At 70.8% G+C, this 22,091-nt stretch carries 18 protein-coding genes and 1 pseudogene; 4 read left to right on the top strand and 15 right to left on the bottom strand.

Annotation, left to right across the window (positions count from 1 at the left end):
- Positions 1 to 10: 10 nt before the first annotated feature.
- From creC to ACE3QP_RS18220, 4 genes are all read right to left on the bottom strand, one after another.
- Complete coding sequence (gene creC / locus ACE3QP_RS18235; protein WP_374437975.1) at positions 11 to 1,432, bottom strand: two-component system sensor histidine kinase CreC; 1,422 nt, start codon at positions 1,430 to 1,432, stop codon at positions 11 to 13.
- A 6-nt stretch (positions 1,433 to 1,438) separates the two neighbouring features.
- The gene (locus ACE3QP_RS18230; RefSeq protein WP_374437974.1) at positions 1,439 to 2,086 is read right to left on the bottom strand and encodes a winged helix-turn-helix domain-containing protein; all 648 of its coding nucleotides are present in this window, start codon (positions 2,084 to 2,086) and stop codon (positions 1,439 to 1,441) included.
- Positions 2,087 to 2,162: 76 nt separating this feature from the next.
- Positions 2,163 to 2,786, bottom strand: coding sequence for a MarC family protein (locus ACE3QP_RS18225; RefSeq protein ID WP_374437973.1), 624 nt, complete (start codon positions 2,784 to 2,786; stop codon positions 2,163 to 2,165).
- Between the two features lie 12 nt (positions 2,787 to 2,798).
- Positions 2,799 to 3,584: a helical backbone metal receptor gene (locus ACE3QP_RS18220; protein WP_374437971.1), complete on the bottom strand. Its 786-nt coding sequence runs from the start codon at positions 3,582 to 3,584 to the stop codon at positions 2,799 to 2,801.
- 184 nt (positions 3,585 to 3,768) lie between these two features.
- Between ACE3QP_RS18220 and ACE3QP_RS18215 the strand changes: the two are divergent.
- Positions 3,769 to 4,119 (top strand): annotated as a pseudogene (locus ACE3QP_RS18215) (RNA recognition motif domain-containing protein); the annotation flags it as partial.
- Positions 4,120 to 4,193: 74 nt separating this feature from the next.
- Here the strand turns inward: ACE3QP_RS18215 and ACE3QP_RS18210 are convergent.
- The 8 genes from ACE3QP_RS18210 to ACE3QP_RS18175 all read right to left on the bottom strand — a co-directional run bounded on the left by ACE3QP_RS18210 (position 4,194) and on the right by ACE3QP_RS18175 (position 16,388).
- Positions 4,194 to 6,440, bottom strand: coding sequence for a hypothetical protein (locus ACE3QP_RS18210; RefSeq protein WP_374437970.1), 2,247 nt, complete (start codon positions 6,438 to 6,440; stop codon positions 4,194 to 4,196).
- Positions 6,441 to 6,696: 256 nt separating this feature from the next.
- The gene (locus tag ACE3QP_RS18205) at positions 6,697 to 7,803 is read right to left on the bottom strand and encodes an HD-GYP domain-containing protein (RefSeq protein WP_374437968.1); all 1,107 of its coding nucleotides are present in this window, start codon (positions 7,801 to 7,803) and stop codon (positions 6,697 to 6,699) included.
- The gene (locus ACE3QP_RS18200) at positions 7,800 to 12,377 is read right to left on the bottom strand and encodes a PAS domain S-box protein (protein ID WP_374437966.1); all 4,578 of its coding nucleotides are present in this window, start codon (positions 12,375 to 12,377) and stop codon (positions 7,800 to 7,802) included. The genes ACE3QP_RS18205 and ACE3QP_RS18200 overlap by 4 nt, the downstream gene beginning before the upstream one ends.
- Positions 12,374 to 13,324, bottom strand: a complete 951-nt coding sequence (locus ACE3QP_RS18195) for an ABC transporter substrate-binding protein (protein ID WP_374437964.1) — start codon at positions 13,322 to 13,324, stop codon at positions 12,374 to 12,376. The genes ACE3QP_RS18200 and ACE3QP_RS18195 overlap by 4 nt, the downstream gene beginning before the upstream one ends.
- 84 nt (positions 13,325 to 13,408) lie before the next feature.
- Entirely contained in the window at positions 13,409 to 14,185 is a 777-nt protein-coding gene (locus tag ACE3QP_RS18190) for an SDR family oxidoreductase (RefSeq protein WP_374437962.1), read from the bottom strand.
- Complete coding sequence (lptC, locus tag ACE3QP_RS18185; protein WP_374437960.1) at positions 14,182 to 14,850, bottom strand: LPS export ABC transporter periplasmic protein LptC; 669 nt, start codon at positions 14,848 to 14,850, stop codon at positions 14,182 to 14,184. The genes ACE3QP_RS18190 and lptC overlap by 4 nt, the downstream gene beginning before the upstream one ends.
- Positions 14,847 to 15,419, bottom strand: a complete 573-nt coding sequence (locus ACE3QP_RS18180; RefSeq protein ID WP_374437958.1) for a KdsC family phosphatase — start codon at positions 15,417 to 15,419, stop codon at positions 14,847 to 14,849. The genes lptC and ACE3QP_RS18180 overlap by 4 nt, the downstream gene beginning before the upstream one ends.
- On the bottom strand, positions 15,420 to 16,388 hold the full coding sequence (locus ACE3QP_RS18175; protein WP_374437956.1) for an SIS domain-containing protein: 969 nt from the start codon (positions 16,386 to 16,388) through the stop codon (positions 15,420 to 15,422).
- 69 nt (positions 16,389 to 16,457) lie between these two features.
- On the opposite strand from ACE3QP_RS18175, the gene ACE3QP_RS18170 reads away from it, so the two are divergent.
- Together ACE3QP_RS18170 and ACE3QP_RS18165 are read left to right on the top strand one after the other, a co-directional pair.
- Positions 16,458 to 17,405: a TraB/GumN family protein gene (locus tag ACE3QP_RS18170; RefSeq protein WP_374437954.1), complete on the top strand. Its 948-nt coding sequence runs from the start codon at positions 16,458 to 16,460 to the stop codon at positions 17,403 to 17,405.
- Entirely contained in the window at positions 17,405 to 17,764 is a 360-nt protein-coding gene (locus tag ACE3QP_RS18165) for a hypothetical protein (protein ID WP_374437953.1), read from the top strand. The genes ACE3QP_RS18170 and ACE3QP_RS18165 overlap by 1 nt, the downstream gene beginning before the upstream one ends.
- Positions 17,765 to 17,925: 161 nt before the next feature.
- Here ACE3QP_RS18165 and ACE3QP_RS18160 read toward each other — a convergent pair whose 3' ends face one another.
- The 3 genes from ACE3QP_RS18160 to ACE3QP_RS18150 are packed head-to-tail and all read right to left on the bottom strand — an operon-like array spanning position 17,926 to position 20,468.
- Complete coding sequence (locus tag ACE3QP_RS18160) at positions 17,926 to 18,762, bottom strand: META domain-containing protein (protein WP_374437952.1); 837 nt, start codon at positions 18,760 to 18,762, stop codon at positions 17,926 to 17,928.
- The gene (gene ssb, locus ACE3QP_RS18155; RefSeq protein ID WP_374437950.1) at positions 18,762 to 19,277 is read right to left on the bottom strand and encodes a single-stranded DNA-binding protein; all 516 of its coding nucleotides are present in this window, start codon (positions 19,275 to 19,277) and stop codon (positions 18,762 to 18,764) included. Before ssb ends, ACE3QP_RS18160 begins: the two co-directional genes overlap by 1 nt.
- A gap of 57 nt (positions 19,278 to 19,334) precedes the next feature.
- Positions 19,335 to 20,468, bottom strand: a complete 1,134-nt coding sequence (locus tag ACE3QP_RS18150; protein WP_374437949.1) for a DUF3369 domain-containing protein — start codon at positions 20,466 to 20,468, stop codon at positions 19,335 to 19,337.
- Positions 20,469 to 20,693: 225 nt separating this feature from the next.
- On the opposite strand from ACE3QP_RS18150, the gene ACE3QP_RS18145 reads away from it, so the two are divergent.
- Positions 20,694 to 22,091: M14 family metallopeptidase (locus ACE3QP_RS18145; protein ID WP_374437947.1), on the top strand; the 1,398-nt coding region annotated here is incomplete at its 3' end.

Below are 22,091 nucleotides of genomic sequence, written 5' to 3'. Positions count from 1 at the left end.
CGTGAGGGGCTTAGGGCGTTTGTGAAGGCAATGTGAGGCGCACGCGCAAACCCGGTGCGGCGTTCTCGAACTGCAGGCTGCCGCCGTGCAGGGCTGCCACCTGGCGGGCCAGCGCCAGGCCCAGGCCGGAGCCCTTGCGACCATCCGGCCGGGTGGTGGAAAAGAACTGCTCGCCCAGGCGCGCCAGCGCCGCCTCGGGCACGCCGGGGCCGTGGTCGCGCAGGCTGAAGAGCCAGGCACGGCCCTGGGGCTGCAGCTCCAGTTCGAGCGTGCTGCCGGGCGGGGCGAAGTCGATCGCGTTGCCGATCAGATTGGCCAGCAGCAGGCTCAGGGCCTCGGCGTCGCCGCGCAGCGGGGCGGCGGGCAGCTGCTCCAGCCCCTGCCAGTGCAGGCCGCGCTGGCTGCAGCGGTCGGCCTCGTGGCGCACCGCGGCGCGCAGCAGCTCGTCCAGGCGCAGGGGCTCCTGCCGTGCCGGCTCGCTCTGGGCTTCGAGCTTGGAGAGTTCCAGCAGCCGCTCCACCAGGGCCTGCAGGCGCTCGCTCTGCTCCACGACCTGCTGCGCAAAGCGCTCGCGGTCGGGCGCGGGCAGTTCCTCCTGCAGCAGCTCGCCGGCGCCGCGCAGCGCGGTAATGGGGCTCTTGAGCTCATGCGTGAGGGCGCGCACGCGCTGTTCCCACTGGCTGCGGCCTTCCAGGCGCAGGCGCATCGCGTCCATGGCGCGCGCCAGCTGGCCCAGCTCGCCTTGCAGGCGCGGTGCGGGGGCGCCCACGGGCGCATGCAGCGCGTGGTCGCGCAATCGGCGCAGGGTCCAGATCAGCCAGCCGGTGACCAGACTGCCCAGCAGCAGCGCGGCGCCCACCAGGCCGACACCGATCCACCAGATGCGGCCCTCGGTGCGCAGGATCAGCGGCTCCAGGCTGGCCACCGGTCGGCCCACGCTGGCCACGCCGATCAGCGCGCCCGCGGCGTTGCGGATGGGCGCGGCCACCTGCAGCACCAGGCTGGCTTCGTCATCGGGCAATTGCCGGCTTGCGCGGGCGCCGTACTGGCCGCGCAGGGTGCGCAGCACATCGTTCCATTGCGAGTAGTCCTGCCCCACGGCGCTGGGCCGTGCGGTGTCCAGCAGCACCTTGCCCTGGGCGTCGGTCAGGTAGATGCGCAGCACCAGCTGGTTCTTGTGCAGCGCCCAGATCTGCGCCTGCGGCTGGCGCTGCGTCAGCTCCAGCAGGCGCTGCTCCAGGCCCTGCAATTGGCCTTGCTGAAGTGCGTCCGCGCTCAGCACAGCCACCAGGTGGGCGGTCTCGACGAGTGACTCCTCGACCACCTCGCGTACCGCCGGCTTGACCTCGCCCAGCACCACGCGCAGCAGCGCGTAGGCCGTCAGCCCGCAGAGCAGGAAGAAGGCGAGCAGGACGCGCAGGCCCAGGTGCATGCGGGCTCAGAGTTCCAGCGAATAGCCGAGCCCGCGATGCGTGCGGATCGCGTCCTCGCCCGCGCCGGCTTCGCGCAGCTTGGCGCGCAGGGTCTTGATGTGGGTGTCCACCGTGCGGTCGCTGGATTCGCTGGCCGTGCCCCAGGCCTGGTCCAGCAGCTTGTCGCGGCTGAGGATTCGGCCCTGGGCCGCCAGCAGGGCCTGCAGCAGCGCCAGCTCGCGGCGCGTCAGGTTCAGGGCCTGTCCGTCCCAGCGCGCCTGCTGGCCTTCGATGCGCAGGCCCGGCGCCGCAGGGGCCGGGGCACGGCGCAGCAGGCCGCGCACACGCGCCACCAGCTCGCGCGGGCTGAAGGGCTTGCACAGGTAGTCGTCGGCGCCGAGCTCCAGGCCGAGCACGCGGTCGAGTTCCTCGCCGCGCGCGCTCAGCAGCAGGATGGGCGTGGCACTGCCCTGCTGGCGCAGCTCGCGCAGCCAGTCCAGGCCGGAGCCATCGGGCAGGCCGATGTCCAGCACCGCGCAGCGCGGCGGCGCCAAAGCCCAGGCGGCGCGGGCGTCCTTCAGCCAGGCATGGTGCTGCACCTGCAGGCCTTCGCGCTCCAGCGCGAAGCGCACGGTCTGCGCGATGGCCGGGTCGTCTTCCAGAAGGAGGATCATGGCCGGCCCGCTCGGCCGCCCGGAGGGCCGGCGTGCCCTCTCGGGGGGCGGCGACCGCAGGGAGACTGGGGGCGCATCATTTGAGCTTCGTCAGGCCCAGGATGGGGAACAGATCAATGAGGCCGCTGGCCAGCAGCTCCACCGCCAGCGCGGCCAGGATCAGGCCCATCAGCCGCGTCATGATGTTGATGCCCGTGCTGCCCAGCACCTTGGCAATGCGCCCGGCCGCGCTGAAGCACAGCCACACGAAGGCCGCCACCACCAGGCCGTAACCCACGAACACCGCCTGCTGCCACCAGTGCTGGGTCTTCTGTGCGTAGATGACCATGGTGGAAATGGTGGCCGGGCCAGTGAGCAGCGGAATCGCCAGCGGCACGACGGCGATGTTGGCGCCGGCGTCGGGGGCGCTCACCGTGCCGCCCTCGGCCGGCTTGGCGTTCAGCATGCTCAGCGCGTTGATCAGCAGCAGGGTGCCGCCGCCGACCTGGAAGCTGGCGATCGAGATGCTGAAGAACTCGATGATGCGCAGGCCCAGCAGCGCCGAGAGGCTGACCACCGCAAAGCAGGTGAAGGCCGCGATGCGGATCGTCTGCTTGCGCTGTGTGCGGTCGAACTCCTGCGTGAAGGCGATGAAGAAGGGAATCACGCCGATCGGGTTGACCATCGCCAGCAGGGCGACCAGGGGTTTGAAGATGTCCATGGGCGGCGATTCTCAAGGCGCCTGCAGGGCACGCAGATAGCGCAGACCCGCGGCCGTGCGCGCGCCCCACCAGCTGCACAGCTCGCCATCCACCAGGCGCACGCGCGCCTGCGGCGCCAGGGTCTGCACCTCGGCCAGGTGCGCTTCGCCAAAGCGATAGGGCTCGCTGGAAAGCCAGACTTCATTCACCAGCCGCCACAGCGGGGCGTCCGCCGCCAGTTCCGGGTAGCGCGCCGCACCGCTGGCGCCGCCTTCGACGGCCGGTTCGGTGCGCCAGCCCGCATGCGCCAGCAATCGGGCGATGTAGGTGTCGCGCGCCACCGTCATCCAGGGTTGGCGCCATATCAGGTAAAGCACGCTTCGGGTTGCTGTTGATGGCGTTTCCACCAGGGCCTGGCTTAGATCGGCCTGCAGCGCCTCGGCGCGCGCACCCACCCCGTGCTGGGCGGCAAAGGGTGTGCTGAGCTGCCGGATCAGCGCCGGCACGTCCTCCGGTCCGCAGGGGTGGGTGACGATGAGCTCGGTCTGCGGCGCCTGCTGGCGCAAGGCGTCGGCCAGCTCGCGCAGGTTCTCGTCCACGTTCAGCACCACATGGCTGGGCTGCAGGGCCAGCAGGCGCGCCAGGTTCACGTCCTTGGTGCCGCCCACCTTGGGCAGGTCGGCCACCTGTTCACGCGGGTGGATGCAGAAGCCGGTGCGCGCCACCAGCCAGGGCCGCAGGCCCAAGGCGCACAGCAACTCGGTGGCCGAAGGCACCAGGCTGGCGATGCGAACCGGGGTCGAAAGCAGGTCCCTCATGGGGATTGCGGGTTTTCTCTGGGCATAAAAAAGCAACAAGCTCGGGTTGCCACGCGAATCCCGTCACAAGCCGCCGGAATAATGGCTTTGCCGGTTGGGACGCATTGATTCGTTGGTAGGTGTTGATGGGTTGAGGCTCCTTGCGGTTTCTCTGTTTCTTTGTATCTGGTTAAGGGGCCTCCCCATGAACAACAAGCTCTACGTCGGTAACCTCGCTTACAGCGTGCGCGACGAATCCCTGCAACAAGCCTTCGCCCGCTTTGGCACCGTGAACTCGGCCAAGGTCATGATGGATCGCGAAACCGGTCGCTCGAAGGGCTTCGGCTTTGTCGAGATGGCCACCGACGCGGAGGCGCAAGCCGCCATCAACGGCATGAATGGCCAGGCCCTCGAAGGCCGTCCGGCCGTGGTGAACGTGGCACGCCCGCGTGAAGCCCGTCCGGCTGGCTTCGCCAGCCCCTACGGCCGCGGCCCGGGCGGCGGTGGTGGTGGTGGCGGTGGTGGCTATCGCGGCGGCAACGACCGCGGCGGCTACTGAAGCCCTGCCCGACCCGGTTCACTGAACTGAGTCCACAAGGCCCGCCTCGGCGGGCCTTGTGCTTTCTGCGTTTACAAATCCCAGCCCTGCTGGAATTTGACGAACAGCTCGCGCTGCCGCGGCGCGCTCTGCGCCTTGCGCGACCAGTTCGCGCCCACGCTCCAGCCCCGCAGCGCACCGGCGCGCGCCAGCCAGGTCAGGGTGCTCACCTCGTGCGCCTCGCGCCCGCCCGCCAGCCCGGGTTCAGCCGTGCGCACGGTGCGGCCGCGCTGGTGCAGCAGGCGCAGCGCCTGCTCGGGGCTGAAGTACAGCAGCAGCTTGGTCTGCGCCTGTGCCTCGCGTAGCGCCCGTCCGCCGTTCGGCGCACGCACGGTGCCAAAGCCCCAGCGCTGCTCGGCCTCGAACTCCCAGCCGCCCAGCCAGGCGGGCAAGCGCTCGCGCAGCGTGAGTTGGCTGGAGAGCATGTGGCCGCGCCCCACGCGGTCGGCCTCCACATCCAGGCGCTCGCCCCATTCCAGCTCCAGGTGCACATAGGTCCAGCGTGGGCCGGGGTGGCTGTCCAGGCCGAGCAACAGGCTGTTCGGGCGGTGCAGCCGGCCCTGCGCCTGGGCGCGCTGGCGCTGCAGGTTCACATGCCCGAAAACTTCGGTGCTGAGCGGTCCGAGCAGCCAGAAGCCGGGTTGCACCGCCTGGCCGATGGCCTGGCGCCGCTGCACCTGCTGCTCCGGGTCGCGCAGGGCCTGCACGTCTTGCAGGCGCAGCATCGCCTCCCAGCTCAGGATGGGGCCGCCGTCGTCGAGGTGGTGGGGCAGCAGAAACTCAACCGAGCGGCGCTCGATGCCCGCCTGCGGCACGAAGCCGTTGTCGTTGGTAAAGCGCGGTGAGAGGCGCTCCCAGTCGGCCTGCCAGCGCCAGCCCTCGCCGCGGTGCCGCCACGAGAGCCAGCCGGCATGGCCGTCGCGGGCGCGGCCAGCTTCTTGCTCGCGGCTGAACAGCAGGTGCCCGCGCCACTGCTCGGCTTCGCCGGGCTCGCCCTGGAAGTCCAGCCCCAGCACGCTGCTGCGTGCGCCGTCCTCCCACTCGCGCAGCGACACCAGGCCGGCCAGCGCCCAGTCTTCATGCAACTGGCTGCGGTGGCGGGCGAACAGCAGGCGCGAGCGCCGGTCCTCGTCCACGCTCTCGGTGCCGAAGGGCCCGGGGCGCAGGCGCAGGCCGCCGCCGGCGTCCTGCAAGGCCAGGGCGGTGGCCTCGGCCTCGGTGCCGCGCCAGGTGGCGCGCAGGCCCCAGCGCGGGTTGGTGACGGTGCGTGAGTAGAAGGCCAGCAGGCCACGCGCCACGCCCCAGTTGTCTGGCATCACCTGGCCCAGCACATCGCTGCTTTCCAGAAAGAAGGCACGCTTCTCGGGCACGAAGAGCGCGAAGCGCGTGTTACCGGCCAGCTGCGGGTCGTCCAGGTCCACCTGCGAGAAGTCCGGCCGCACGGTGGCGTCCAGCACCCAGTCGGCGCGCGGGCGCCATTGCGCCTCCAGCCCCAGGTTGGCGCGCGGGCTGGCGCGCTGCGGCTCGCCATGGCGCACGGTCAGCTCGCTGCGCAGCACGCGGTGCTGGGCCTGGGCCAAGCCTTGCTGCAGGGCCTCCGGGCGGTCCAGGGTCTGCAGCAGGGCCAGCAAGTGCGGGTGATCGCGCGTCAGCGGCACGCTGGTGAAGGTCAGCATGGTGTCGCGCGGCACGCGCCGGCTCACCATCAGGCGCCAGGGCAACTGGCCATCCAGCGGGTAGCGCAGCGAGGCCAGCGGCCAGCGGATCTCGATGCTGTAGCCATCGGGCAGGCGCTGCGCCGCGGCCTCCACATCCAGGTAATCGGGCGCGGCGTCCTCTTCGTCAGCGGCGGCGCTGTAGAGGCCATCGGCCAGCGATCCGCTGGCATTGACGCGCACGAACTGCGCCACCTGCTGGCGGCCGTTCGGGTCGATCCAGAGCGTGATGGCGTCCTGATCCGGGTAGATCTGGTCGCGCCGCGCCAGCGGGGCGCGGATCTGCGCGGGCTCCGGGTCCCAGGCGCGGAGGGCAAAGATCAGCGCATCGGGCGTGACCAGGATCTGCACGGCGGTGCGGTAGGGGCCGGCATCGGGGGCGCTGTCGGGGCGGAAGCGCTGGAAGGCCTCGAAGGTGGGGGCCGTCTGCCAGACGGCGTCGTCGAGGCGGCCGTCGATGCGCGGCGGGGTGGCAGGGCCCAGCGCGTGGGTGGGCAAATGGGGCAGGGCAGGGGCGGCCATGGCGCTGCACGACAGCAGCGCAGCCAGGGCAAGAAATCGCATGAGGGCGGGGCCCGCAAGGGGCCAATGGATGCAGGTGGCCGGGCGCAAGCGCGGCGCGCGGCAGCGAGAACCGAAGAGCCCACCAGGGCGGCGGTCTTCGGCTTCAGTTAGCAGGGATGCAGCACCTTCATCTCACCCTCCATGGGCCTTGCGGGGGTGGCCCGGTTTGAGGAAGGCGCGCAGTGTAGTGAGGTCGATTCGCGCTGCCAAGCTGACTTTTGGCCAAGCGCTCAGCCACTGCAGCAGGGGCTCGTGCTCAGTCGTCCGAGAAGCTCGCGGCGATGGCGCGGAACTGTTCGGCCACGTCCAGGAAGGCGTCCAGCACATCGGGGTCGAAGTGCGTGCCGCGCCCTTTGCGCAGCACGTCCAGGGCCTCCTCGTGGCTGAAGGCGGGCTTGTAGACGCGCTTGCTGATCAGCGCGTCGTACACATCGGCCACCGCCATCAGCCGCGCCGAGAGCGGAATGGCCGTGCCCGCCAGGCCCTGCGGGTAGCCGCTGCCGTCCCACTTCTCCTGGTGCGAGAGGGCGATCTCCTTCGCAAAGGCCAGGAAGTCGAGGTCCTCGCCCAGCGCCCGCTCGGCCCGCACGATCGATTCGTAGCCGATCGTCGTGTGGGTCTTCATGATCTCGAACTCCTCGGGCGTGAGCTTGCCGGGCTTGAGCAGGATGGGGTCGGGGATGCCAACCTTGCCGATGTCGTGCAGCGGGGCGGACTTGAACAGCAGCTGGATGGCCTCGGGCGTGAGCGCGGCGGCAAAGCGCTCGTTCTGCGCCAGGCGCTCGGCCAGGCAGCGCACATAGCGCTGCGTGCGCAGGATGTGGTTGCCGGTTTCGTTGTCGCGCGTCTCGGCCATCGAGGCCATCGCCAGCACGGTGATGTCCTGGATCGCCTCGATGCGGTGGGTGCGCCGCGCCACCTCGGCCTGCAGGTAGTCAGCCTGGTCGCGCAGGAAGTCGGCGGCGGCCTTGAGCTCCAGCTGGGTGCGCACGCGCGCCAGCACGATGGGGGCGCAGATGGGCTTGGTGATGTAGTCCTGCGCGCCCAGCGCCAGGCCCTCGGCCTCGTCCTCCACCTCGGCCTTGGCGGTCAGGAAGATCACCGGGATGTGGCGGGTGCGCGCGTCGGCACGCAGGCGGCGCAGCACCTCGTAGCCATCGATGCCCGGCATCATGATGTCGAGCAGGATCAGATCGGGCAGCGCGCCGTGTTGCAGCAGGTGCAGGGCGCGTTCACCATGGTTGGCCACGCTGACGCGGTAGTGCGGCCGCAGCAGCTCGCTCATCAAGGCGAGGTTCTGCGGTGTGTCGTCCACCACCAGCACGGCGGGGCGGCGGCTGAGGGCTTCTGGGCTGGGCGTCATGCAAGGTCTCCTGGGGCGGGCCACTGGCGCAGGGCCCGGTCGAAATCGAATTCCTGGCAGGCGGCCCGCACGGCCTCGAAGCGGCTGCCCAGGCCGGCCTGCAGCGCGGCGCTGTGGTGGTCCAGCCAATCCAGGGCGTCGGGGTCGCCCTGCTCCAGGCGTTCGCGCAGGCCGGCCAGCGCGGGGGCGATCTGCTCGGCCGGCACGGGGCTGCCTGCCGTGTCGGCCGTGGCGGCCACTGCAGCGTGGGGCGTGCCGATGGCCTGCAGCACCTCGGCCAGGCGCTCACGCAGGGAGTCGCCGGCTTCCGCGGGCCACGGTGCGATTGCGTCCGAGGGGGCGTCGGCCTGCAGCAACTGCTCCAGTGCGCCGGCCGCGCGTGCCAGCGGGGCCGCCCCCAGCTGTGCTGCCATGCCCTTGAGGCTGTGGGCGCCGCGCACGGATTCGTCCCGCCGGCCGGCCTGCCAGGCCTGCTGCAGGCGCTCGGCCGCACCCTGCTGCTGGGCGGCGAACTGCTCCAGCAACTGCGTGTAGAGCGCGCTGCGCCCCAGGCAGGCCCGCAGGCCGCGCGCACGGTCGAGCGGCACATCGCTGAGGGCAGCGGGTTCGCCGCGTTCCTCGCTGACTGCTGGAGTGGGGTCCTCTCCGGTGCGCTCCTGCACTGCGAGTGCATCCACCGCCGCCGGCAACCAGCGCCGCAGCGCCTGGTAGAGCGCCGCCGGATCGATGGGCTTGGTGAGGAAACCGTTCATGCCGGCGGCCAGGCAGGCGTCGCGGTCCTGGGCGAGGGCGTTGGCGGTCATGGCCAGCACCGGCAGCTCGCGCCACTGGGGGTTCTGGCGCAGGCGCCGCGTGGCCTCCAGGCCATCCATCACCGGCATCTGCATGTCCATGAACACCAGGTCGAAGGCGGGCTGGCTGGCCAGCAGCTGCAGCGCCTGCTCGCCCTGCTCGGCCCCCACCACGGTGCAGCCGATGTCTTCCAGCATCTCCTGCGCCACCTGGCGGTTGATGGCGTTGTCTTCCACCAGCAGCACGCGGCGCCCCTCGGCCCAGCGGCCGCTGGCGGGCGCGGGCGCCACGGACGGGGCCGCGCCCAGGCTGGAGACCAGCAGGTCGAGCAGGTCGGACGGCGTGGGCGGCTTGATCAGCTCGGCGCAGCCCGCCGGCAAGCTGCCCGTGTCCTGCGGGTCGGCGTCCGGGTCCATCAGCAGCACCAGCTGCGGGGCCGGGTGCAGGTCCAGCGCCCGCACGGCGGTGGCCAGCTCGGCGCCGCTGCGGCCTTGCAACTGCCGGTCCAGCAGCACCCAGCGCGGTGCGGGGGCCTGGCGCGCCAGGTTCAGCAGCTCGTCCGCAGTGGCCGCGGGCAAGGCCAGCAGGCCCCAGTTGTGCAGCTGCCGGCACAGCGCGCTGCGCAGCGCCGCGTTGTCCACCGCCACCAGTGCGCGCAGGCCTTGCAGCTCGGGCCGGGTGCGGCCAGCCGGCCCATGGGCCTCGGCGAACCAGGCGCTGAACCAGAAGGTGCTGCCGGCCCCCGGCTGGCTGTCCACGCCCACCTCGCCGTCCATCAGGTCGGCCAGGCGTTTGGCGATGGACAGGCCCAGACCCGTGCCGCCGTACTTGCGGGTGGTCGAGGTGTCGGCCTGCTGGAAGGCCTGGAAGAGCTGGCCGCGCTGCTCCGGGCTCAGGCCGATGCCGGTGTCCTGCACCGCAAAGTGCAGGCGCACGCGCCCGGGCTCGCGGGCCTGGCAGCGCACGCGCACGGCAATCTCGCCGTGCTCGGTGAACTTGACGGCGTTGTTGCCGTAGTTGATGAGCACCTGGCCCAGGCGCAGCGCGTCGCCCATCAGGTAGGCCGGCACCTCGGGGTCGACGTCGAACAGCAGGCTCAGGCCCTTGGCACTGGCGCGCCCGGCGATCAGGTTGCGCAGGTTGCCCAGCACCTCATCCAGGGCAAAGGGGCGCTGCTCCAGCTCCAGCTTGCCGGCCTCGATCTTGCTCAGGTCGAGGATGTCGTTCAGCAGGCCCAGCAGGTGCTGGCCAGCGCTCTGGATGCTGCCCAGGTAGCCGCGTTGCTTGGGCGTTAGCGAGGTGCGCAGCGCCAGGTGGGCCATGCCGAGCACGGCATTCAGCGGCGTGCGGATCTCGTGGCTCATGTTGGCCAGGAACTCCGACTTCATGCGCGCGGCTGACTCGGCGATGTCCTTGGCCTGCTGCAGGGCCTCGGCGGCGGCGTGCTCCTGCTCGATGTCTTCGATGATGAAGAGGGCGCCCTTCTCGGGGTGCTCGGCGTCCAGGAACTGGCCGGTCAGGCGGGCCCAGAACAACGTGCCGTCCTGTCGCTTCAGCTGCTGCTCGCGGCTGTGCCGCTCGCCCCGGCGCAGCACGGCGTACACGGGTTCGCCGCCCGCAGCATCGGCCGCTTCGTCGGCGTACCAGACCCGTGTGGTCTGGCCCAGCAGGGCGCCCGGCGCCACGCCGAGCAGTTGCTCCAGCCGGCGGTTGCAGCGCATCACCACGCGCTCCTGCAGCAGCACGATGCCCACCGGCGCGGCGTCGAACAGGGTGGCGAGCTGCTCGTTGCTGAGCTGCAGGCCCGCGGTGGCCTCCTGCAGCTGGGCGGTGCGTTCTTCCACCAGGGCCTGCAAGCGTGTGCGGTAGGCCTCCAGCTCACGGGCCTGCGCGCGCTCCTCGGTCACATCGGTCCAGATGGCGGCCAGCAGCAGGCGGCCACGCACCTGCACGCCCTGTGCACTGATGCGCACGTCGCGCAGCGTGCCGTCCCGGTGCCGGTGCTGCACATCGAACACCGTGGGTTGGCTGCCGGCCAGGCGCGGCAGGCGCGCCAGGCGGGCCTCGGCCTGGTCCTCGGGCACGATGTCGCCCACGCCCATCTGGGCGAACTCGGCCGCGCTGTAGCCCAGGTTCTGGTGCGCGGAGCGGTTGAACTCCAGGAAGCGGCCGGTGTCCGGTTCCACCAGCACGATGGACTCGCGCGCCTGGTCCGCAATGACGGTGAAGATGCCCTCGCGCGAATGCAGCTCGGCCTGCATGCGTTCGCGCTCGCTCACGTCGCGCAGGATGGCGGTGAAGAGGTGCTGCCCGCCCACTTCCATGTGCGAAAGCGAGGCTTCGATGGGGAATTCGGTGCCGTCGCGACGCAGGCCGCGCAGGCGCTTGTCGGCCACGCGCTGCGCGGCGCTCAGGCCGGAGGACAGGGGCAGACCGCGCATGCGCTCGCCGTGCTGAGCGCGGGTGCGCTCGGGCATCAGGAGCGTCAGCGGCTGGCCCAGCAGCTCGGTGGCGCGGTAGCCGAACATGCGCTCGGCCGCCGGGTTGAAGAGCAGGATGCGCTGTTGATCGTCGGCCGAGACGATGGCGTCCATGGCGCCGTCGATCAGCGAGGCCATGCGCTGCTCGCTCTGGATCAGCGCCAGCTCCTTTTGCTTGCGCTCGGTCTTGTCCAGCCCCTGCATCAGGTAGCCGGTACAGCGCCCGCTGTCGTCCAGGCGCGGGCTGGCGTCGCACAGGACCCAGCAGAGCTGGCCATTGGCGCCCAGCATCTGCAGCTCGATGCTGAAGGGGCTGTGCTGCGCCCACAGCTGGGCCAGCCGCTGCTGCACGGTGGGGTCCGGCAAGACCCCCAGGGCCTCGGTCCAGTGCGGGGCGGGCGGCAGTTCGGTGCCGCTCCAGCCCTTGAGGCGACGCAGCACGGCATTGGCGTACTCAAGCTGTTGGTTGGCGTCGATCTGCCAGACCAGCAGCCGGCCGGCATCGGCCAGCGCCTGGAAGTGCGCCACGCCTTCGCGCAGCTGCGCGCGCGAGCGCTGCACGCTCTCCTGCAGCCGGTTCAGCGTCTGGGCCAGCGTGGCCAACTCCTCCGCACCGTGCTCGGGCACGCGGTGCACGCGGTCCTCGTTGGCCATGAAGTGGGTGCTGGCGGCGCGCATCTGGTCCAGCGGCTGGCTCACATAGCGGCGCAGGGCCCAGGCCAGCAAACCCACCACCAGCGCCGTGGCCCCCCCAAGCGTCAGCACGCGGCGCTGGCTCAGGTAGCGCAGCTCGGCTTCCTCCTGGCGCAGGTCGAAGCTCAGCGCCACCAGGCCGTGCTGCTGGTTGCGCAGCGCCGCGCCGGTGGCCCGGGGGGTGTAGGGCATCAGCACGCTCAGGTTCAGGCCGTCGGGCGAGAGCTGCACATCGGGCTGGTGGTTGAGCTCCTGGCGGGCCAGTCGCTCGGCGCCGAGCTCCGGCCACACCTCCCGCAGGGACCGCCCCCGCCAGGCCAGGCGGTTGGCGGCGATGACGGTCTGCTTCATGTCCGTCAGCACCACCCGCTCGGCGCGCAGATCGGTGGCGCTGAGGGTCAGCTCGGCCTCCATCTCGGGCAGATTGCCCGGAACGTGACGTTCGGCCAGGCGGCTCAGGCGGTCGGCCAGGGCGCCGGCGTCGCGCTCGGCCTGCTGCTGCAGCACCGTACGGCCATCCGACACCGCCCGCAGATAGGACTGCAGCACCACGGCGGCCACGGCCAGCAGCAGCAGGACGGGGATGACGGTGCGCAGCCGAAATCTCATGTGGGCAGGAAGCGGGTGTCAAACAGATCGGCCAACTCGCGCGGCTGTTGCAGCAGGCCGGCCTTGAGCATCACGGCCTGCAGGGCCAGGGCGCGCTCCAGCAGCGGGCTGCCGGGGCTGAGCCAGCGGCGTGCGGTGGCCGCGTCGGGCTGGCGCAGGCCGCGCAGGGCGTGCGGCACCTGCTCGGGGGCCAGCTGCAGGCGCGCCGCCGTGCGCCGCGCGGCATCCTCGGGCTGGCGCTGCCAGTGGGCCAGGGCGTCGAAGTGCGCCTTCAGGGCCGCAGCCAGATGGCCGGCGTGCTGGGGCAGGGCATCGCTGCGCACAGCCAGCACATCCACGATGCGCCAGGGGATGGCGCGGCTGTCGAACAGGCGCCGCGCGCCCTGGGCTTCGAGCTGGGTGATCCAGGGCTCGGCGCTCACCACCAGATCCACTTCGCCGCGGCGCAGCAGGTCGACGGATTCCACCAGGGTGCTGGGCACACGCTTCAGCTGCTCGGGCTGCAGTTGCTGGGCATGCAGGAAGCTCGCCAGCATCACCGCGCCGGCCGCGCTCTCTTCCACGGCGATGCGCTTGCCGGCCAGTGGGGCGCCCACCGGCAGCTGCGGATGGGCCATCACGGCGTCTGCGCCCTCGGAGAGATCGAGCACATTGACAATGCGCATTTCCACGCCGTCGTGCACGGCGGTCAGGAACTCGTCGAGCGTGAGCTGGGCGGCGTCCAGGTGGCCGACCGCCAGGGCCCGCAGGGTGTCGGTGTTGGACATCAGCTCCACCAGCCGCACCCGCTCCGGCGCCAGCCAGCCCAGCTCGCGCGCCAGGAACAGCGGCTCATAGCCGGGGAAGACGATGCTGCCCAACCGCAGCGGGCGCTGCGGGGGTGCGCAGGCCGCCAGACTGACCAGCGACCCCAGACCCTGCAGGATGTGCCGACGCTTGATGGCCACGCGCGCTCCGGTTAGCGACCCTCCGATCGGGAACCGAGTGTGCCCGTCCCGCCGGGCCGATGGCCTAGCGCGACTTGATCTGTCTCAACCTTCGGCCCGCGGCTTGCGGCCGCGCCCGCTCAGCAGCTTGTCGAACAGGGCATTGGGCAGCAGGCGCATCAGCTTGGCCACCACGCCCATCTGCCAGGGGATGACGCGGTAGCTCACACCGGCCTCGATGGCGCGGAAGGCCTTGGCCGCAAAGGCATCGGCCGGCATCAGGAAGGGCATGGCGTAGCTGTTCACGCGCGTCAGCGGCGTGTCCACGTAGCCGGGCACCAGGGTGACGACCTGCACGCCACTGCCGCGGCATTCGATGCGCAGGGCCTCGCAGTAGCTGACCACGCCGGCCTTGCTGGCGCAGTAGGCGCCATGGCCCGCCAGACCGCGGATGGCAGCCACGCTGGCCACGCCGACCAGGCGGCCGCTGCCGCGCTGGCGCATGGGCTCGATGAAGGGCTGGAAGCTCACCGCCGTGCCGTAGACATTGGTGTCGAGCACCTGCTTGAACACCGGCAGGTCTTCGGCCAGGGCGGTGTCCACGCCGATGCTGACGCCCGCGCTGGCAATCACTGTGTCGGGCAGGCCCTGGCGGGCGATGCAGTCTTGGGCGGCGCGCTGGAAGGCGGCGGCATCGACCACATCGGCACCATAGACGGCCCAGCGCGACGGGTCGAGCTGCTGTTCCTGCGCCCAGGCTTGCACCACCTCGACGCGGCGGGCCTGCAGGGCCAGGCGCCAGCCGGCGCGGTAGTAGTGCAGGGCCAGGGCCTGGCCGATGCCGCTGGAGGCGCCGGTGATGAAGACGAGTCGCTGGGTCATGGGCGGGGCAGGGTCTGCATCACGGTGCGGCTGGGGCCGCGGAACTGCAGCAGGCCGCTGGCATGCTGGTAGTCGAAGCCCTGGGCCTGCAGCTGCAGGCGCGGGGCGCGCGCATCCACCGCCACGTCGCTTTGCAGGCGGCGCTCGGGCACCAGGGCGGTGAGTTTTTCGGTGCGCAGTTCCAGCTCGGGGGCGGCGCTGCCCGGGTCGGCGCCCACCGCGAAGCGGCGTACTTGTACGGCGCCGCTGAGCACCAGGCGCTCGCCTTTGGAGGGGCCCTGGCCGCGCGCGGCGGTCACCAGCAGGGTGCGGCCCAGCTCGTCCTGCATGCGCAGCTCCAGCTGGTCGACCTCGATCTGGTCGTCATCGGGGTAATGGCGCAGGCGTTCGCCGCGCAGCCAGGCCTGCTGGCGGCCGTCGGGCAGGTAGCGCAGCAGCTCGAACTGGCGCATCTCGTAGTCGGGCACATGGCGCAGCGGCACGGCCTCGGTGGGGCCCTGCGGCAGCGGGGTCTGACGCACCAGCCAGGTGGTGAACAGTGCGCCCAGGGCCAGCACGGCCAGGGGCAGGTAGTTGAACAGCCAGGTCTGGATGCGCCAGACCCAGGACTGGCGGGCGCGGCGCGGTGTGCCCGCGCCCAGGGGAGCCAGCGCCGGACTGGTCATTTCCCGTCCAGCGTCTGGCAATGCGCGGCAAAGATGCGGCCGTACTGCCCCGCGGCCACCAACAGCAAATCGCAGGCTTCCCGCGCCGCGCCGTAGCCGGCCGCCGCACGCGTGACGTGCTGCGCCACCGCCAGCACCTCGGCATGCGCCCCGGGTGGGGCGATGGCCAGGCCGGCGCGCAGCAGCAGCGGCAGGTCGGGCCAGTCGTCGCCCATCGCGGCCACTTCGCTCCAGGCGATGCCCAGCTCGGCCAGCAGGCCTTCCGCGGCAGCGAGCTTGTCCTTGATGCCGTAGAGCGCGTGGCGGATGCCCAGATCGGCCATGCGCCGACGCACGCCAGGGGCGTCGCGACCGGTGATGACGATGGGCTCGATGCCGGCGTGCTGCAGCGACTTCAGGCCGTGGCCGTCGAGCGTGTTGAAGGCCTTGAAGGACTCGCCCTGCTCGCCGATGTAGATGCGGCCATCGGTGAGCACACCGTCCACATCAAAGATCATGGCCTTCATGCCGGGGCCCTCGCCTTGGGCAAGGAGCAGCAGCTCGGGCGGAAAGGAAAGAACGGGTTTCACTCAGATCACCTTGGCGCGCAGCAGGTCGTTACTGCTGATGGCGCCGACCAGGCGTCCGGCTTCATCGACCACCAGCACCACGGTGATGCGCGCCTCCTCCATCAGGTCGGCGGCATCCACCGCCAGGGCCTCGGCGCGGAGGGTCCGCGGCCGGGCGTGCATCACGTCGGCCGCGCGCAGCGGGCGCAGGTCGGTGCCGCGCTCGATCAGGCGGCGCAGGTCGCCGTCCGTGAAGATGCCCTGCAGGACGCCGCTGCCATCCACCACCACGGCGCAGCCCAGGGTCTTGGCGGACATGGTCTTCATCATGTCGGTGAAGGGCGTGTCCGGCGCCACGGTGGGCAGGGCCTCGCCCTGGCGCATCAGGTCCTTCACGTGCGTGAGCAGCTTGCGCCCCAGCGCCCCGCCGGGGTGGGAGCGCGCGAAGTCCTCGGGGCGGAAGCCGCGCGCATCCAGCAGGGCCACGGCCAGAGCGTCGCCCAGCGCCATCTGCGCGGTGGTGCTGGCGGTGGGGGCCAGGTTCAGCGGGCAGGCCTCCTGCTCGACGCGGCTGTCGAGCACGCAGTCGGCATGGCGGGCCAGCGTGGACTGGGCGTTGCCGGTGATGGCGATCAGCTGCACGCCCAGGCGCTTGATGACGGGCAGGATGACGGCCAGCTCATCGCTTTCGCCGCTGTTGGAGAGGGCCAGCACCAGGTCCTGCGCGGTCACCATACCCAGGTCGCCATGGCTGGCTTCGGCCGGGTGCACGAAGAAGGCCGGCGTGCCGGTGCTGGCCAGGGTGGCGGCGATCTTGCGCCCCACATGCCCGCTCTTGCCCATGCCCATGACGATGACGCGGCCGCGGCTGGCCAGCACGATCTGCACGGCGCGCGCCATCGACTCGTCGATGCGGTCAATCAGGGCCGTCAGGGCCTGAGCCTCGATGCGCAGGGCTTCGCGCGCGGTTGCAATCGGGTTGGGAGGCATGGGGCGGCAGTTTATCGAGGCAAGATTCGGCCCCTGCGGGCTTGCGCCCAGTTCCTGCCGAGGTATGTGATGAGCGTTCGACTGTTTGCGTCCACCCTGTGCGCCCTGCTGGCGCTGTGGGTGCCCCCCCTGCAGGCCCTGGCCCAGGATTGCCCCCCGGTGGCGGCCCCGCCCACGCCCGATCAACTGCAGCAGGGCCAGGCCAAGGCGCGCGACCGCGGCGCGCTGTGGAGGCTGAAGAAGGACGGCCGCACCTCCTACCTGTACGGCACGGCCCATGTCGGCCAGCTGGACTGGATATTCCCCGGCCCGAACCTGCGCCAGGCCCTGCGCGAAACCGAGGTCCTGGCGGTGGAGGTGGACGTGACCGCGCCCGACACCCAGCGCGAGATGGCCGAGGCCCAGCGCAGCGCCGCCCCGCTGCCGCTCAGCACGGAAGAGCAGCAGCGCCTGGACACCCAGGCCAAGGCCGCCTGCGTGCCCACGCAGGCGCTGGCCCATCTGCACCCGGTGATGCAGGCGGTGACCTATGTGGCGCTGTCCGGCCGCCGTGCCGGGTTGGATCCGGCCTTCGGCCAGGAGATGGCCCTGCTGGGTGCCGCCCGCAGCCTGCAGCGCCCCATCGTGGCGCTGGAAACCATCGGCCTGCAGATGTCGGTGCTGCTGCCCAAGGAAGAAAGCAAAGCCCGCCGCATGCTGCACATGACGCTGGAAGGCCTGGAGAAGGGCGAGAGCCCACGCACCCTGGAGCGCCTGGGCAAGGCCTGGGTCGAGGGCGACCTGGCGCTGCTGGGGGACATCGAAACCCTGTGCCAGTGCAAGCCCAGTGAAGAGGAGCGCGCCTTCCACAAGATGCTCAACGACGACCGCAACCCGCATCTGGCGCGCCGCATTGCGGAGGAGCATGGCAAGGGCAAGCCGGTGCTGGCGGCCGTGGGCCTGCTGCACATGAGCGGACCGCAAGCCCTGCCCGGCCTGCTCAAGGCCCAGGGTTTCGAAGTGGAGCGTTTGCACTGATGACGCTGGCTGCTTATCTCATCGTGCTGGCCGGAGCGGTCAGCCCCACGGCGGCGGAACTGCGCGCCCAGATCGAGCGCGAGATCGGCGTGCCACGCTGCACCGAAACGGCGCAGTGCCGCACCCTGGCTGTGGGCAGCCGCGCCTGTGGCGGACCGGAGCAGTACCTGCCCTATTCGACGCTGACCGCCAAGCCCGAGCGCCTGGAGCAACTGGCCGAGGCGCACCGCGCCGCGCGCCGGGCCGAGAACCAGGCCAGCGGCCGGCTGGGCACCTGCATCGCCCTGATGGACCCGGGTGCGCGCTGCGTGCCGGCCACCCAGCGCTGCGAGACGGCAGGCGGGAAAGACGAGATCTAGGAGTCTGCGCGGCAGAACGAAATCGGCTGCAAGCCCCGAAACGACCGTGCACTGGGGTGCGGCTTCTCGTTGCGTACCTACGGGTACGCGCCTCGAATCCGTACACCCATTGCCCGCTCGCCTCGGGTCTTTCGCTTCGATCTCTTCTTCCGCGCAGACTCCTAGCGCGCCGCGCGCGACAGGCGCAGCCGCCGCCCGTCGGCGGCGCGCAGCAGCAGGTCGCCGCCGGGCTCGAAGTCGAAGCGCGCCACCTGCGGCAGGAAAGCCAGCAGGGCGGCCTCCTCGGCTTGGCGCGCCGGCTCCTGGCAGGCCATGCGCGTACTGGCCGGTGCGCTCAGGCTCAGGCCGCCGTCCCGGGTGTCAAAGCGCGCCGAAAAGCGGTTGCACGGTGTGCGTCCGCTGACGCGGCCGTCGGGCTCGAACTGGAGGCTGCTCAACCTGGGGCTGAGCGAGGGCGCGCCATCCAGGGCATCGGCTTGCCAGGCTGCGCCTTCCAGCAAGGTGGCCGGCCGACCACCGCAGCCCAGGTACACCTTGCCCCGGTAGGTCACGCTGACCTGCCAGGGATGGGGTTGGGCGCTCCGCGCGTCGCGGCACAGGCGCCGCTCCGCGGACAGCAGGGCAGGGTGCCCTTGCACCTCAATGCCCAGGGCCGCCGCGCCTGGGCTGGTGTCCGGGGTGAACAGGGTCTGGGTGCGGAAGCGCAGGCCGTCCTCGGCCTCGAACACGATCTCGTCCTGCCCCTGCAGGCGCAGGCTCCAGCGCGGCTGGTGGCCCTGGGCCTCAAAACGGGGGGGCGCCAACTGCACTGCGGTGGCGCTGGCGGCGGGCCGGGGCGTCAGAGGGGTGAGTGGGGCGAGGTGGGCGTGGGGGGCCACAGGCGACTGGGCCGCCACGGCGGCAACCGGGCGGGCCGGTTCAATGGCCCGCTGGCTTGAACTGCTGCAGGCCGCCGCCAGCACGCAGGCCGCAAGCGCGGCGGCACTGCGGGGGAACATCAGAAGGGAATGTCGTCGTCCATGTCGTCGAAGCCGCTCGCGGGCTTAGGTGCCGGCGCAGGGCGCTGAGGCGGCGCCGGGCGGGCGGCAGGCCGCTGCGGGCGCTCGGCCGGAGCCTCGTGGCCATAGTCGTCGCCACCGCCGCGGGCATAGCCACCGCCGCCGCCACCACCGCCGTCCTCACGGCCGCCCAGCAGTTGCATCTGCTCGGCAATGATCTCAGTGGTGTAGTTGTCGCGGCCGTCCTTGTCCTGCCACTTGCGGGTCTTCAAGCGGCCTTCCACATACACCGGGCGGCCCTTCTTCAGGTATTCGCCGGCAATTTCGGCCAAACGGTCATAAAAGACCACGCGGTGCCATTCGGTCTCTTCCTGGCGTTCGCCGCTGTCCTTGCTCTTCCAGTTGCGCGTGGTGGCGATGGACACATTGCAGACGGCGGCGCCCGAGGGCGTGTAGCGCAGTTCGGGGTCGCGCCCCAGATTGCCGAGAACGATGACTTTGTTGACCGAGGCCATGACGAGCTCCACCAAACGGTGTGAATGAAGAAAGGGGCGGAATGATAGTAGGGTGGGCTAGCCGCAGGCCTTCAGCAGGCGCTGGCGCAGCTGCGCGGCGTCGATGCTGCCCAGGCCCTGCTGGGCCAGATGGTCGAGCAAGGGCTCCAGTCGGGCGGGCAGTTGCCGTGCATCTCCGCCTTGCAGCGCCTGGAACAGCTCGGCAATGCCCTGCACGAAGCGCCCCTGCGCCTGGCGCATGGCGTCCAGCGCGTGCAGGTTGTCAAAGGCCCAGCCGATCTTGTCGCAGAAGGTCTCCAGCAGTTCGCGCTGCAGCTCGGCCAGCGGCAAGGGCGGAGTGACCAGCACGACGAACTCGTGCTGCTCGGGGGTGCCCACATAGAGTGCGGCGCTGCGGGAATCGATGCTGCTGCGGCGCTCGCGAAACGCTTGCTGCACGGCGCTCCAGAAGGGCTGGGCAGCCAGTTCGGGCGTATGCGAGTCGGCCATGTGCGCATAGGCGCCGGTGGCGGCCACCACCACCGGGGTGCTGGGGCTGGGCTGGTCGGCTTCGTGCAGCACGCACAGCACGCCGTCGGCGCCCACGTCCAGGATGGCGCTGACCTGGTTCAGCACGCCGGAGGCGAACTCGCGCAGCGAGCGCACGTGGTACAAATCGGTCGAGGCTTCGAGGATGCGTTCCAGACCGGCGCGGTTGCGCTCGATCATGTTCAGGCCTTCGTAGGCACGCAGCGAGCTGATGACGGTGGTGAAGAGCTTCTGGCTGCTCAGCTCGGTCTTGTTCTTGTAGTCGTTGATGTCGTACTGCAGCACGACCTCGCGCTCGGGCGCCTGGCCGGGCTGGCCGGTGCGCAGCACCACGCGCACCAGATGGTTGTTGAGCTCCTCGCGGATCTGGCGCGCCAGGCGCAGGCCGGCGTCCTCGGTCTCCATCACCACGTCCAGCAGCACCAGGGCGATGTCGGCCTCGCGGCGCAGCATCATCAAGCCTTCGGTGCCGGAGTAGGCCGAGAGCACCTGTACCGAGCGCTCCTTGTAGACCACGTTGGACAGGGCCAGGCGGGTGGCCGAGTGCACGTCAGGTTCGTCGTCCACGACGAGCACGCGCCAGGGCGGCAGCGTCTGGGTGCTGCTGGTGTCGCTGTCGTCGATCAGCCAGTCGTCTTCGTTCGGTGTGTCCACGGCGTTCATGCGGCGATGTTCCCCGGGTCGGGGCGGCGGCGGGATGCCGCAGCTGCTGGCCAGTCCAGCTTATAGGCCAGAGTGCCGGCCTGTCCAAGCCCGGGGGAACGCCATTGGCAAAGTCCCTTGGAGGGCGTCGCGCCGGGCGTTTTGCACGCCCGTCAGGGCTGTGCCGCTTCGGCGCGACCGCGCCGGGCCGCAACAATCGCCCGCTTTGCGTTTCCCCTTCCCGCCATGCCGCCCTTGCCGCAACCACGCTTCGAACGCTTCTACAACCATGCCGAGCTGGGCGAGCTGCTGGACGCCTACGCGGCGGCGCGGCCGCGGCTGGTGGAAAAGTTCTCCATCGGCAAGAGCCAGGAGGGCCGCGACATCTGGCTGCTGGCCCTGACCAACTACGACACCGGCGCGCACGCCGACAAGCCGGCGCTCTGGGTGGACGGCAACATCCACGCCGCCGAGCTGCTGGCCTCCACCGCCTGCCTTTACTACCTGCACCAGCTGCTGAATGGCTATGGCAGCGACGCCGCCATCACCCGGCTGCTGGACACGCGCACCATCTATCTGGTTCCGCGCCTGTGCCCGGACGGCGCCGAGCTGGCCCTGGCCGAGCGCCCGCGCCATGTGCGCTCGGGCACGCGCCGCTACCCCTATGACGAAGCGCCGGTGGATGGCCTGACGCCCGAGGACATCGATGGCGACGGTCGCATCCTGAGCATGCGCATCAAGGACGCCAACGGCGGCTGGCGCCAGCACCCCGACGACCCGCGCGTGCTGATCCCGCGCGCGCCGGGCGAGTTCGGCGGCACCTATTACCGCGTCATGCCCGAGGGCTTCGTGCAGGGCTTCGACGGCATCCAGGTGCGCGTCAACAAGGATGTCGAGGGCCTGGATCTGAACCGCAACTTCCCGAGCGAGTGGCGCCAGGAGTTCGAGCAGGTGGGTGCCGGCCCTTACCCCACCAGCGAGCCCGAGGTGCGCGCCGTGGTGGATTTCGCCGTCAAGCACCCCAACATCGGCGCGGCCATCAGCTACCACACGCACTCGGGCGTGATCCTGCGCTGCTGCGGCACGCGCAGCGACGACGACATGATTCCCGAGGACCTCTGGTCCATCAAACGCTTCAGCGAGCTGGGCACGCAGCACACCGGCTACCCGGCCATCAGCACCTGGCACGAGTTCAAGTACCACCCCAAGGAAGTCATCACCGGCACCCAGCAGTGGTTCTACGAGCACCTGGGCGCACTGTTCTGGGTGGTGGAGCTGTGGAGCCCGAACAAGGCCGCCGGCATCACCGACTACAAGTGGATCGACTGGTACCGCGAGCACCCCGCCGAGCATGACCTGAAGCTGATCCGCTGGAGCGATTCGCTCGGACCCGACACCGCCTTCGTCAACTGGAAGCCCTTCCAGCACCCGCAGCTGGGGGAGGTGGAAATCGGCGGCTGGGACCTGATGAACTTCTGGCGCAACCCGCCGCCGCAACTGCGCGAGCAGGAGGTCAAGCAGTTCCCGCTGTGGATGAACCAGCTGGCGCTTTCGCTGCCGCGCCTGGAGCTGCTGCAGGCACGCGCACAGGCGCTGGGCGAAGACACCTGGCGCGTGCGCCTGGCGGTGTGCAACAGCGGTTTC

This window comes from Inhella sp., assembly GCF_041912635.1.
Lineage (GTDB): Bacteria > Pseudomonadota > Gammaproteobacteria > Burkholderiales > Burkholderiaceae_C > Inhella.
This window is presented reverse-complemented; position numbering and strand designations above follow the sequence as displayed.